Source organism: Pseudomonas sp. R9.37 (assembly GCF_963878885.1).
Lineage (GTDB): Bacteria > Pseudomonadota > Gammaproteobacteria > Pseudomonadales > Pseudomonadaceae > Aquipseudomonas.
This window is the reverse complement of record NZ_CAWNZA010000043.1, coordinates 498629-510464: the sequence shown is the minus strand read 5'-3', so window position 1 is coordinate 510464 and position 11836 is coordinate 498629. Positions and strand designations below refer to the sequence as shown.

At 61.3% G+C, this 11836-nt stretch carries 12 protein-coding genes; 5 read left to right on the top strand and 7 right to left on the bottom strand.

Features of this window, described 5'->3' with window-relative positions; translation table 11 throughout:
* The first annotated feature begins 144 nt into the window (after nucleotides 1-144).
* The 5 genes from ureE to AACU78_RS21280 all read left to right on the top strand — a co-directional run bounded on the left by ureE (nucleotide 145) and on the right by AACU78_RS21280 (nucleotide 3857).
* Complete coding sequence (gene ureE, locus AACU78_RS21300; protein ID WP_106577653.1) at nucleotides 145-645, top strand: urease accessory protein UreE; 501 nt, start codon at nucleotides 145-147, stop codon at nucleotides 643-645.
* The gene (locus tag AACU78_RS21295) at nucleotides 642-1316 is read left to right on the top strand and encodes an urease accessory protein UreF (RefSeq protein WP_106577652.1); all 675 of its coding nucleotides are present in this window, start codon (nucleotides 642-644) and stop codon (nucleotides 1314-1316) included. The genes ureE and AACU78_RS21295 overlap by 4 nt, the downstream gene beginning before the upstream one ends.
* Nucleotides 1317-1342: 26 nt before the next feature.
* Entirely contained in the window at nucleotides 1343-1957 is a 615-nt protein-coding gene (ureG, locus tag AACU78_RS21290; protein WP_017849719.1) for an urease accessory protein UreG, read from the top strand.
* A 24-nt stretch (nucleotides 1958-1981) separates the two neighbouring features.
* Complete coding sequence (locus AACU78_RS21285; RefSeq protein ID WP_106577651.1) at nucleotides 1982-2554, top strand: HupE/UreJ family protein; 573 nt, start codon at nucleotides 1982-1984, stop codon at nucleotides 2552-2554.
* A 181-nt stretch (nucleotides 2555-2735) separates the two neighbouring features.
* A complete protein-coding gene (locus AACU78_RS21280) occupies nucleotides 2736-3857 on the top strand; it encodes an AGE family epimerase/isomerase (RefSeq protein WP_106577650.1) in 1122 nt (373 codons plus the stop codon).
* 120 nt (nucleotides 3858-3977) lie between these two features.
* Here the strand turns inward: AACU78_RS21280 and AACU78_RS21275 are convergent, their stop codons facing one another.
* The 7 genes from AACU78_RS21275 to AACU78_RS21245 all read right to left on the bottom strand — a co-directional run bounded on the left by AACU78_RS21275 (nucleotide 3978) and on the right by AACU78_RS21245 (nucleotide 11814).
* Nucleotides 3978-4883 (bottom strand): cation diffusion facilitator family transporter, encoded by a 906-nt coding sequence (locus tag AACU78_RS21275; protein ID WP_106577649.1) that lies wholly within the window; start codon nucleotides 4881-4883, stop codon nucleotides 3978-3980.
* Between the two features lie 196 nt (nucleotides 4884-5079).
* A complete protein-coding gene (locus AACU78_RS21270) occupies nucleotides 5080-5844 on the bottom strand; it encodes an SDR family oxidoreductase (protein WP_064450434.1) in 765 nt (254 codons plus the stop codon).
* Between the two features lie 821 nt (nucleotides 5845-6665).
* A complete protein-coding gene (locus tag AACU78_RS21265) occupies nucleotides 6666-7382 on the bottom strand; it encodes an ABC transporter ATP-binding protein (protein ID WP_069786861.1) in 717 nt (238 codons plus the stop codon).
* Nucleotides 7379-8254 carry an ABC transporter ATP-binding protein gene (locus AACU78_RS21260; RefSeq protein WP_106577648.1) on the bottom strand — a complete coding sequence of 292 codons (876 nt, stop codon included), beginning with the start codon at nucleotides 8252-8254 and terminating at the stop codon, nucleotides 7379-7381. Before AACU78_RS21260 ends, AACU78_RS21265 begins: the two co-directional genes overlap by 4 nt.
* Complete coding sequence (livM, locus tag AACU78_RS21255; RefSeq protein ID WP_106577647.1) at nucleotides 8251-9528, bottom strand: high-affinity branched-chain amino acid ABC transporter permease LivM; 1278 nt, start codon at nucleotides 9526-9528, stop codon at nucleotides 8251-8253. Before livM ends, AACU78_RS21260 begins: the two co-directional genes overlap by 4 nt.
* Nucleotides 9529-9530: 2 nt before the next feature.
* Entirely contained in the window at nucleotides 9531-10445 is a 915-nt protein-coding gene (locus AACU78_RS21250; RefSeq protein WP_053254074.1) for an ABC transporter permease subunit, read from the bottom strand.
* Between the two features lie 232 nt (nucleotides 10446-10677).
* Entirely contained in the window at nucleotides 10678-11814 is a 1137-nt protein-coding gene (locus AACU78_RS21245) for a branched-chain amino acid ABC transporter substrate-binding protein (protein ID WP_106577646.1), read from the bottom strand.
* Between the last annotated feature and the right edge of the window lie 22 nt (nucleotides 11815-11836).

Genomic DNA, 11836 nt, shown 5'->3' with positions numbered 1-11836 from the left:
CACCAATTAGAAGCACTGTCAGAATCGACTGACGCCCTATTCGGTGGCACGCCGGTGCTTGCCTACAAGGATTTCCCACGCGCGTGCGTGATTGGCAAGCCCCTTGCTCTAGCACTCTTATCGCTCATAGCTGGAAGCCTCCTGATGCTGGTGATCCACCGCCGAATTGCGCCTCAAACCCTCTGGGCCGCTGAGCTGCTGCTGAATTTCGAAGCACGCAGCAAAAGCCGGCTGCGCTGTTTCAGTGCCGACGGCGAAGACGTCGGCCTGTTTCTGGAGCGCGGTCAGCCGTCGTTGCATGATGGCGAGTTCCTACAGGCTGAAGACGGACGCGTCGTACGCGTCGTCGCGCGCCCTGAACAACTGCTGCACGTCACCTGCAGCAGTGCGTTTGAATTGACCCGCGCCGCCTACCACCTCGGCAACCGCCACGTCGCCCTGCAAGTGGGCGATGGCTGGCTACGCCTGCTGGATGACTACGTGCTCAAGGCCATGCTCGAACAGCTCGGTGCGCAGACCGAAACCCTCGAAGCGCCGTTCCAACCGGAACACGGCGCCTACGGCGGCGGCCATCACCATTCACGCCATGGCGACGAAGACTTCAACTACCCGCCCAAGCTGCACCAGTTCGGCGTACGTCCATGAACCCAGCCTGGGCGCTTTTGCGTCTGGCCAGTCCGCAATTGCCGATTGGTGGCTACAGCTATTCCCAAGGCCTGGAAATGGCCGTGGAAAATGGCCGCGTCAATGATGCCGCCAGCGCCCGTCGCTGGATCAGCGACCAGTTGCTGCTCAACCTGGCGCGCTTCGAAGCGCCCTTGCTGCTCGCCCATTGCCGCGCGGCGGCGGACCAGGACTGGCCGCGCCTGACACAGTTATGCGAAGAGCACCGCGCCAGCCGCGAAACCCGCGAGCTGTACCAGGAGAGCCGGCAAATGGGCTACTCCCTGCAGCAACTGCTCAGTGGTTTGCCGGAACTGGACGCCGCCGCGCGCGCATTTGTGGAACGCTGCGCCGAACCGCACCTGGCCCTGGGCTGGGCGCTGGCGGCCCGCGCGTGGCAGATCAGCCCTGACGACGCCCTCGCCGCCTGGCTATGGAGCTGGCTGGAAAACCAGCTTGCCGTGCTGATGAAAACGTTGCCGTTGGGCCAGCAGGCCGCCCAGCGCCTGACCAGTGAGCTACTGCCGTTGCTGCAGCAAGCCCAACACGACGCGGGCCGCCTGGGCCCCGACTCTTTTGGCAGCGCCGCCTTCGGCCTGTCCCTGGCGTGCATGGCCCATGAGCGCCAGTACAGCCGCCTGTTCCGTTCCTAAGCCCTTTTACTTCTGTGGAGAAGCACATGAACACACAACCCTTGCGTGTCGGCATCGGCGGCCCGGTGGGCTCCGGCAAGACGGCCCTGACCCTTGCGCTCTGCCTTGCGCTGCGCGATCGCTACAACCTGGCCGTGGTGACCAACGACATCTACACCCGCGAAGACGCCGACTTCCTGGTGCGCAACCAGGCCCTGGCGCCGGAGCGCATCATCGGTGTGGAAACCGGCGGCTGCCCGCACACCGCGATTCGTGAAGACGCCTCGATCAACCTCGAAGCAGTGGACCAGCTCAACCGCCGCTTTCCCGGCCTGGACCTGATTCTGGTGGAGTCCGGCGGCGACAACCTGTCGGCCACCTTCAGCCCTGAACTGTCAGACCTGACTATCTACGTGATCGATGTGTCGGCCGGCGACAAGCTGCCGCGCAAGGGCGGGCCCGGTATTTGCAAATCCGACCTGCTGGTCATCAACAAGATCGACCTGGCGCCGCTGGTCGGCGCCTCGCTGGAATTGATGAACAGTGACACTCAGCGGATGCGCAACGGCAAGCCCTTCGTGTTCAGCAACCAGAAAACCGGCGTCGGCCTGGATGAAATCGTCGCCTTTATCGAACGTCAGGGCTTGCTGACCGCAGCCTGACATCACCCTAAAAGGAGCCTGTTCATGGGTCTCAACAAACTTCTCGCGACCGCAGCCTTGCTGCTCACCCCGGCCCTCGCCTTCGCTCACCCCGGGCATGGCGATAACGGGCTGGTAGCCGGCATCAGCCACCCACTGGGCGGCATCGATCACTTACTGGCTATGGTCGCCGTCGGCCTCTGGGCGGCGCAGCAAAAAGGCAACGCACGCTGGGCGCTGCCTTGCGCCTTTGTCGGCACCATGCTGATTGGCGGCCTGCTGGGCTTTGAAGGCCTGGAACTGCCGGCACTGGAAAGCGGGATCGCGGCCTCGGTGCTGGCGCTGGGCCTGGCCGTGGCGCTGGCGGTGCGGCCGCCACTGTTCGTCGCGGTGGCTGCCACGGCGTTGTTTGCACTGTTCCATGGCGTGGCGCATGGCTTGGAGCTGCCGGACATGTCCAGCCCTTGGGCGTATGCCGCCGGTTTCGTCGGCGCGACGGCTGCTCTGCATGCTGCCGGGTATGCCGTGGTGCGTTTTCTGCCGGCGGCGGCTGCGCCGTTGGTGCGGGTGGCCGGGGCGGCTTCGGCGGCGACGGGGGTCTGGTTGCTGGCGGGCTGATGTGCGGCGCTGCTGAAGGCCTCTTCGCGAGCAAGCCCGCTCCCACATTTAACCGCGTCCTGGCGTTGGAAAGCGGTCGAATGCGGGAGCGGGCTGGCTCGCGAAAGCGGTCTCAAAACCACCATCCATCCCAAGCCTGCTACCATGCGCGCCTACACCCCTGCCGTGACGACGCCAGCCGATGCCCACCGCTCCAAGTTCCGCCTCCCAGCCTTCGTTGAATGCCGTGCTCACGCACTTCCATGACCTGATCGTGCCGCTGTGGCAGGGCCCGGGCTGGAATCCCGAGCTGGCGTTGCCCTATGAGGCGCTGGACGCCAATCACCAGCCTTTGCCCCCGCAACGCTATCGGGCCATGGCCTGCGCGCGGCAGCTGTACCTGTTCGCCAGCCTGATCGGCGAGCCGCAGGCGGCGTTTGCCGAAGCGCGCGCGGCGGCGCTGTTTCGCTCCCTGCAACGGCACTTTCACGACGCCGAGCACGGCGGCTGGTTCTACAGCATCGACGCGCACGGCAAGCCGCTGGATAAGCGCAAAGACCTCTACACCCACGCCTTCATCATCTTTGCCTGTGCCCACTACTGGGCCAAAGTGCGTGAGCCGTTGGTGGAATCGGTGCTCAATGCGGCGCTGGCCGTGGTCGCCGAACGTTTCGCCACAGGCGACGGCCTGTACGAAGCGGTATTGGAACGCAACTGGTCATCCCTCAAGTCCGGCCCATTGCAAAACCCGCTGATGCACTTGGCCGAAGGCTTTCTCGCCACCCTGGCCGTGCGTGAAGACGCCGTCACCCAAGACGCACTGCTGGACCTTGCCACGGCCATGCAGAAGCGCTTCATCGACCGCCAGCACGGCGTGATGATGGAAAAACCACTGGGCGCTGTGGATAACTGGTTTGAGCCGGGCCACCAGTTCGAATGGTTCTTTTTGCTGGCGTCTTCAGACGTGCTTCGCGGCACCGCGCTGCATGCCTCGTTGACGCGGGCGTTTGCCTACGCCGAGCTCAAGGGTGTGGATAAATCGAGCGGCGCGGTCAGCGGCATGCTCGCCCTGGACGGCACGGTGCGCGATGGCACTCAACGGATCTGGGCCCAGGCTGAATACCTGCGCGCGCTGACCTTGCGGCCTGCCAGCGAGGCGGTGCTGGAACGCCAATTGCTGGCGCTGCAACAGCACTTTTTGCATGACAAAGGCTGGCATGAATGCCTGGATGCCAAGGGCGCCGTGAGCCGACGGGACATGCCGTCGACCACGCCGTATCACTTGGCGACCTGCTATCAGGGTTTGATCCAGTATCTAGGCTGACTTTCAGGGCCTCTTCGCGAGCAAGCCCGCTCCCACATTCGGCCGCATTCCAAGGGTTGGCCGCGGTCAAGTGTGGGAGCGGGCTTGCTCGCGAATGCCTCACCTCGGTCTATCTGCCTGTTAGGCAATCCACTTGCGATCCCCGGTAAAGCTGATCGTCAGCCAGCGCGCCGCATCCGGCGTGCCCAGCGCTGTGGATATCTCTTCGCGCAGCGCGTCGAGGGTCGCGACGTTGTCCACCGGGTAATCCGCCGGCAGCACCACATGAATCTCGATAAACCGCGCCCGCCCGTGTTTTTGCACGTAGGACTCGTAGTCATCGAAACCATGCTTGGCTAGCGCCGCATCCATCACTTCGCGCACCTTGTCGTCCAAGTGATCGGGGGCAATCCCCAGCACTTCGCGCAAGGCCGGGCGCAAGATCTTGAACGCCGGCGCCAGCATGCTCAGGGCCAACAGGATCAGGATCAGCGGGTCGACATACACCGCCCACTCGTCATACCCCTGAGACTTGAGCAACAGCGCGGCGAGAAAGCTGATCAGCAAGCCCACCGAAAGCATCGCGTCCACCAGCCAACTGATGTTGTCGAACTGGATCAGCGAAGATTTCAGCTTGCGATTGCGGTAGCGCACGTAGAAGAAGTAGGCGAATTCGACGACGGTAAACACCGCCGCATAGACAATCACCAGGCCCAACTCGATCTCGCGCCCGCCATTGATAATGCCGAACACGCCGTTGAGAAACGCGTAGATGGCGATCAGCAGCAAAAAGCTGCCTTCAATCAGCAATACCATCGGCTCCAGGTGCCAATAGCCAAACTGGAAACGCTCGTTGCTTTTTTTGGCGATCAGCTTGGCCGTGATCAGCATCAACACCTTGATGGCGGTGGCGATCAGCGAGAAAAAGCCGTCGAACAGAATGGATTGGGCGCCAGATATCACACCCGTGACAATCCCGGCGATCGCTACCGCGAACATCAGGATCGTCGATTGTTTGAGCAGTGCCTGCTCACCTCGGTTACTCACATTTCCTCCCGTCAAAACCTTTAAACCGCACAGTGCGGAGGGGTTTTCAGGGGTGGAGTGTACCTTATGTCGTGTTTTGGCCGATTTGACGCCATCGGGGGCAAGCCCCCTCCCACATTTGACCGCATTTCAAAGTTGAAACCCGGTTGAGTGTGGGAGGGGGCTGCCCCCGATGGCAGCGACTCGGTCTTAAGCCTTACTTGGCCCCACGCTCAATCGCAAACCCAGCCCAAGTCTGGCTAACCGGCATCAACTCCAACCGGTTGATATTCACGTGCGCCGGCGTGTTCAGCACCCAGAAGATGGTGTCGGCAATGTCCTGCGGCTGGATCGGCTCAGCACCGGCGTAGGTCGCGTCGTAACGCGCCTGGTCGCCGCCGAAGCGCACCAGCGAGAATTCACTCTCGCACAGGCCTGGTTCGATGTTGGTCACGCGCACGCCGGTGCCTTGCAGGTCGCAACGCAGGTTCAGCGAGAACTGCTTCACGAACGCCTTGGAGCCGCCATACACGTGGCTGCCCGGGTACGGGTAGCTGCCGGCGATGGAACCCAGGTTGATGATCCCGGCGCCACGGCCGTGAGCGATCAGGCGTGGCAGCAGCAGGCTGGTGGTGGTCAGCAGGCCTTTGATGTTGGTGTCGACCATGGTTTCCCAATCGTCGAGGCTGCACTTGGGCGCAGGGTCAGTGCCCACGGCCAGGCCGGCGTTGTTGATCAGCCCGCGCAGCTTGGCGAACGATGGCGGCAGGTTGGCGATGGCGTCTTCCATGCCCTTGCGGTCACGAACGTCCACGACCAGCCCGTGCACTTCGGTTTGCTTGGAAAGCTCTTCGACCAGTGCATTCAAACGGTCGGCACGACGGCCGGTGAGCACCAGTTTCCAACCGGCGTCGGCAAAGCGGCGGGCGCAGGCTTCGCCGAAACCTGAGGTTGCGCCAGTAATAAACAGCGTGTCGGACATGGTGTTCTCCTTGCGGGCATCTGGGAAAAAGTTGCCAGCAGAATGCCCTTACGCCGCGATTGCGGCAACCGCTGTGCACACACCTTCATGCAATGCTGGTCAATTTTTAACCACCGCGAGCGAGGCCTTATAGACCGTGGCCTGCAGCCATATGCGCGCAGGTTATCCACAACTGCGCCCACAGTCTTTGGGGGCAAGTGCAAAAAGCCAAAAGCCGCTGTGTACAAGGCCTGCAGGCAGTTTTAGAAAGTTTTTTGCTTGACCTTGGACGGGCCGTATGTAGGCCCGGATAACAAAGGCAAACTCGAACGATGGCTCCAGGCCAGTCATTCCGGCCTCTGCGGCCGTCTTTCCAGAGTTTAGTCACAGACTTATCCACAGGCCAAGACGACATAAATCGGTCATATACCTGTGTCTTTAAACAGGTTGACAAAGCGCTCGACAGGTCCCGAAAAAACCGCTGATCAATAAACGACCACCGCCCTGCAAGCCACGGTTTTAAAGGCGTCCAGCCAGCTACTCCCACGTTACCCACAGCCGGTTCCACAGCGGATGGGGACAAGTCAAAACTGTGACAAAACAGGGATTTGCGGCGGCTATATGTCGCGCTTTGGAGGGTGGCTAGATTTGTTTTCCACAATTTGGCGGGGAGCCTGTGGACACCCCAAAAACAAATGTGGGAACCGGCTTTATGTGGGAGCCGGGCTTGCCCGCGATAGCATCACCTCGGTTTGCCTGACAGGCCGAGGTGTTCGCATCGCAGGCAGGCCAGCTCCACATAAAGCTGGTTCCCACAGGGGTTATTGCATCAAGCCTTCAGATCAGTGCCCGCCCAAGTAGGCATTACGCACTTCCTCGTTCACCAGCAGCTCCTTCCCAGTGCCGGTCAGGCGAATCTCACCGTTGACCATCACATACGCCCGGTCCGACAAGCGCAACGCATGGTTGGCGTTCTGCTCCACCAGGAAGATAGTCATCCCGGTCGCCGCCAGTTCACGCAAGGTCGCAAAGATCTGCTTCACCACAATCGGCGCCAGGCCCAGGCTCGGCTCGTCGAGCAGCAACAGCTTGGGCCGGCTCATCAGCGCGCGGGCGATGGCGAGCATTTGCTGCTCGCCACCGGACATGGTCATGGCGCGCTGGGTGCGCCGCTCCTTGAGTCGCGGGAACAACTCGAACATGCGCTGCATGTCTTCCTGCGCGTACTTGTCGCCGATCGGGATGGTGCCCATCAGCAGGTTTTCCTCGACGGTCATGTCGGGGAACACCCGCCGCCCTTCCGGCGACTGCGCAATGCCGTTGGAGGCGATGTAGTGGGACGACTTGTGGGTAATGTCGACGCCGTTGTAGAGGATCTGCCCGGACTCGGCGCGCGGTTGGCCGAAAATCGACATCAGCAGCGTGGATTTACCCGCGCCGTTGGAGCCGATCAGGCTGACGGTTTCCCCTTCGTTGATGTGCAGCGAGACTTTTTTCAGGGCCTGGATCGGGCCGTAAAACACGTCCAGGTCCTTCATTTCGAGGATAGGTGCACTCATACCAGCTCCTCTTCGTCGGCGCCCAGGTAGGCGGCAATCACTTTCGGGTCGTTGCGGATCGCTTCCGGGCCGCCCTCGGCGATCACGTTGCCGTGGTCAAGCACCACAATGTGGTCGGAAATACTCATCACCATGCCCATGTCGTGTTCGATCAGCACCACCGTGAGGTCGTGTTCGTCGCGCAGCAGGCGAATCATCGCGCTGAGCGCTTCGGTTTCCTGCGGGTTAAGGCCGGCTGCCGGTTCGTCCAGGCAGATAATCTGCGGCCGGGTGCACATGGCACGGGCGATTTCCAGGCGGCGCTGCTGGCCGTAGGAAAGCTCGCCGGCCAGGCGGTTGGCGCAGTCCACCAGGTCGACCACCTCCAGCCAGTAGAAGGCGTGGTCGAGCGCATCGCTTTCGGCCTTGCGGTAGCCCTTGGTGTTGAGGATACCGGCGAGCATGTTGCGGTTGACCCACATGTGCTGGGCCACCAGCAGGTTCTCCAGCACCGACATTTCCTTGAACAGGCGAATGTTCTGGAAGGTGCGCGCCAGCCCGGCACGGTTGACCAGGTGAGTGCCGCCAAACATCTTGTAGTAAACGCGGCTGAAGAAGCTTTTCGGCGACACAAAGTCGGTGACCTTGAAACGCTCGCCCAACAACTGGATCACGTTGGTCTGCTTGCCGCGGATGTTGAGTTGGACCTTGCCGCCACTGGCCTTGTAGAAACCGGTCAGGCAGTTGAACACCGTGGTCTTGCCGGCGCCGTTGGGGCCGATCAGGGCGAAGATCGAGTTGCGTTCGACCTTGAGGCTTACATCGCTCAAGGCCTTGATGCCACCGAAGTGCATCATCAAATGTTCCACGGACAGGACGACTTCCTTGCTCATGGCGCCACTCCTTTACGTGGGGTCACACCGGTACGGCTGATGCGAATCAGGCCGCGTGGCCGCCAGATCATCATCACCACCATCAACACGCCAAACAGCAGCACGCGGTACTCCGAGAAGCTGCGCAGCAACTCCGGCGCGACGGTCAATACAAACGCCGCAATCACCACGCCGACCGTCGAGCCCATGCCGCCCAACACCACGATGGCCAGGATCAGAGCCGATTCGAAGAAGGTGAACGACGACGGGTTGACGAAGCCTTGATAGCTGGCAAAAAACACCCCGGCCAAACCAGCAGTCGATGCGCCGATGGTGAACGCCGAGAGCTTGACCAACACGTGGTTCAGGCCCATGGAACGGCAGGCGATTTCATCTTCGCGCAAGGCTTCCCAGGCGCGGCCGACCGGCATGCGGGTCAGGCGATGCTTGATGTACAGCACGGCCAGCACCACCAGGAACAGCACGATGTAGATGAACATGAACTTGATATTGGGGTTGTAATCGATGCCGAAGAACTCATGGAACGGTATCCCACCGTCCTTCGCCTTGCGCCCGAACTCAAGGCCCAGGAAGGTCGGCGAAGGCACCGGCATGCCGTTCGGGCCGCCGGTAAACGACAGCCAGTTGTTCAGCACCAGGCGGATGATTTCACCGAAGCCCAAGGTCACGATGGCCAGATAGTCACCGTGCATTCGCAGTACCGGGAAGCCGAGTATGCAGCCCGCTAACGCGGCGGCAATGGCCGCCAGTGGCAGCACGCTCCAAAAGCCCAGGCCCAGGTATTGATAACCCAGCGCCAGGCCGTAGGCACCGATGGCGTAGAACGCCACGTAACCCAGGTCGAGCAGACCGGCCAGGCCCACCACGATGTTCAGGCCCAGGCCGAGCAACACGTAGATCAGCCCGAGAATGACCACGGTCAGCAGGTACTTGTTGGCGAAGATCGGGAACACGATGGCGATCACGATCAGCGCCGGGATGATCCAGCGCAGGCGTGATTTGTAGTCGGGCGGCAACACGTGCACGCCGGAGCCACTGCTCTCGAAACCCTGCAGAATCTTCAGGCCCTTGGGGGTTTGCAGGAACAGGCTGAGGGCAAAACGGCCAGCCATCACAATGGCGACCAGGATCGCCACGCGCGCCGGTTCCAGGTTGAAGCTGTAGCCGTCGAGCACCACGCCGACAATCGGACCGAAGACGATCAACGAAATCAGCCCGGCGAGGACCGTATCGACCACACTTTTCTTGATATCGATAGATTTGGCAGCAGACATGTTTACACCTTCGCCACGAGCGGACGACCAAGCAGGCCCTGAGGACGGAAAATCAGAATCACCACCAGCAGGGAGAAACTGAACACGTCTTTGTAGTCAGAGTTGATCAACCCCGAGAACAGCGACTCGGAGATACCCAGGATGATCCCGCCGAGCATGGCCCCAGGCAGGGAACCGATGCCGCCGAGTACCGCTGCGGTAAACGCCTTGATGCCGATGATGAAGCCGGCGTAGAAGTCGAACGTGCCGTAGTTGAGGGTAATCAGCACGCCAGCCAGGGCCGCCATCGCTGCACCAATCACGAACACGTAGGAGATCACCCGGTCGGTGTTGATGCCCAGGATCGACGCCATCTTGCGGTCTTGCTGGGTCGCGCGGCACATGCGGCCCAGCTTGGTGTACTTGATGATGTAGGTCAGCAGCCCCATGCCCAGAAACGCGGCCACCAGGATGAACACCTTGGTGTAGGTCAACTGCACGAACCCACTGCCGATATCGACGCGCCAGGCGCCGGCCAGCAGGGTAGGAATGCCTTGTTGTTTCGCGCCCTGAGCGATCTGCGCATAGTTTTGCAGGATCAGGGAGATACCGATGGCGCTGATCAGCGGTGCCAGTCGGGTGGAGTTGCGCAGCGGTTTGTAGGCGACACGCTCGATGACCCAACCGTAAACGCCGGTGACGACCACGGTGAATATCAGGGTGCCGAGAATGAGCAGCGGGAAGGATTCGATGCCGAAGTAAGCCAGCAGTGCCAGACTGATCGCCGCGAGGTAAGCGGAAATCATATAAACCTCGCCATGGGCGAAGTTGATCATGCCAATGATGCCGTAGACCATTGTGTAGCCGATGGCGATCAGGCCATAGACCGACCCGAGGGTCAGGCCGTTGACCAGTTGCTGCAGGAAAATACCATCCATAACGCAATCTCACGCGGTGAGCACCTGCACACCGGTGGGTGTGCGGCGCTTCTGGAGGAAAAGACAGACTTGTCGCCTGACACGATGGTGCGAGCAACCGCGCCCCCTGTGGGAGCCGGGCTTGCCCGCGATGACGGACTGACAACCAACACCTGTGTTGAAGGTGAAACCGCTATCGCAGGCAAGCCAGCTCCCACAGGGGATCGAGGCGCTTAAACGATCGTGCTTGTTCTTACTTCTGCTTTTCCAGCTGGTGGTATTTGCCGTCTTTATCCCACTGGTAAACCACGTAGTCGGAGATTTTCAGGTCGCCCTTGGCGTCCCAGTTTTTCTCGCCCATCACGGTTTTGACCGGGTGCGATTTCAGCCACTTGGCGGCGTCTTCGCCTTTATTGGACTTGGCGCCGTTGAAGCCGGCGGCCAGGGCCTGGATCGAGGCATAGGCGTACAGGGTGTAGCCTTCAGGCTCGGTGCCGTTTTTGCGGAACTCTTCCACGACGGTCTTGCTGTCTGGCAGCAGGCGCGGGTCGGCGCCGAAGGTCATGTAAACGCCGTCTACGTATTGCGCGCCGCCTGCGGTGGCGACCAGTTCGTCGGTGACGACGCCGTCATCGGACATGAACTTGACGTCCTTGAGGCCCGCTTCACGGATCTGGCGCACCAGTGGACCGGCTTCAGGGTGCAGGCCGCCGAAGTACACCACATCAGCACCGGTGGAGCGGATTTTGGTGACCAGGGCGCTGAAGTCTTTCTCGCCACGGGTCAGGCCTTCTTCCAGCACCGGCTTGACGCCACGCTTGGTCAACTGCTGAGCGGTGGCGTCAGCCAGGCCTTTGCCGTAGGTGTCTTTGTCGTTGATGACCGCGACTTTCTTGCCCTTGAGCACGTCGACGATGTAGTCGCCGGCGACGATGCCTTGCTGGTCATCACGCCCGCACATACGGAACACCGCGCCCAGGCCACGTTCGGTCACCTGTGGGTTGGTGGAACCCGGGGTGATCATGATGATGCCGGCTTCGTCGTACACCTCGGAGGCCGGGATGGTGTTGGAGGAGCAGAAGTGCCCGACCACGCCGATCACTTTGTCCTGGTCCGCCAGGCGGTTGGCTACGGCCACGGCCTGCTTCGGCTCACAGGCGTCATCGCCGGCCACCAGCTTGAGTTGCTCGCCGTTGATCCCGCCGGCCTTGTTGATCACATCGGCTGCCGCTTGGGCACCCTTCATGTACTGCTCACCGAAAGCTGCGTTGGCGCCCGTCATCGGCCCCGCTACGCCAATCTTCACATCAGCTTGAACAAACGCAGAAACACCCAGCGCCGCTGCAACGGCGAGGGCCAGAAAACCTTTCTTGTAAAACGTCTGGGACATGAGTGGTGCTCCGAGGTTTTTG

Coding starts and splice junctions, on each gene's coding strand:
- AACU78_RS21265 (WP_069786861.1), bottom strand. CDS start 7,382: ATGAGTGCACCTATCCTCGAAATGAAGGACCTGGACGTGTTTTACGGC.
- AACU78_RS21295 (WP_106577652.1), top strand. CDS start 642: ATGAACCCAGCCTGGGCGCTTTTGCGTCTGGCCAGTCCGCAATTGCCG.
- AACU78_RS21280 (WP_106577650.1), top strand. CDS start 2,736: ATGCCCACCGCTCCAAGTTCCGCCTCCCAGCCTTCGTTGAATGCCGTG.
- AACU78_RS21250 (WP_053254074.1), bottom strand. CDS start 10,445: ATGGATGGTATTTTCCTGCAGCAACTGGTCAACGGCCTGACCCTCGGG.
- livM (WP_106577647.1), bottom strand. CDS start 9,528: ATGTCTGCTGCCAAATCTATCGATATCAAGAAAAGTGTGGTCGATACG.
- AACU78_RS21270 (WP_064450434.1), bottom strand. CDS start 5,844: ATGTCCGACACGCTGTTTATTACTGGCGCAACCTCAGGTTTCGGCGAA.
- ureG (WP_017849719.1), top strand. CDS start 1,343: ATGAACACACAACCCTTGCGTGTCGGCATCGGCGGCCCGGTGGGCTCC.
- AACU78_RS21285 (WP_106577651.1), top strand. CDS start 1,982: ATGGGTCTCAACAAACTTCTCGCGACCGCAGCCTTGCTGCTCACCCCG.
- AACU78_RS21245 (WP_106577646.1), bottom strand. CDS start 11,814: ATGTCCCAGACGTTTTACAAGAAAGGTTTTCTGGCCCTCGCCGTTGCA.
- ureE (WP_106577653.1), top strand. CDS start 145: ATGCTGGTGATCCACCGCCGAATTGCGCCTCAAACCCTCTGGGCCGCT.
- AACU78_RS21260 (WP_106577648.1), bottom strand. CDS start 8,254: ATGAGCAAGGAAGTCGTCCTGTCCGTGGAACATTTGATGATGCACTTC.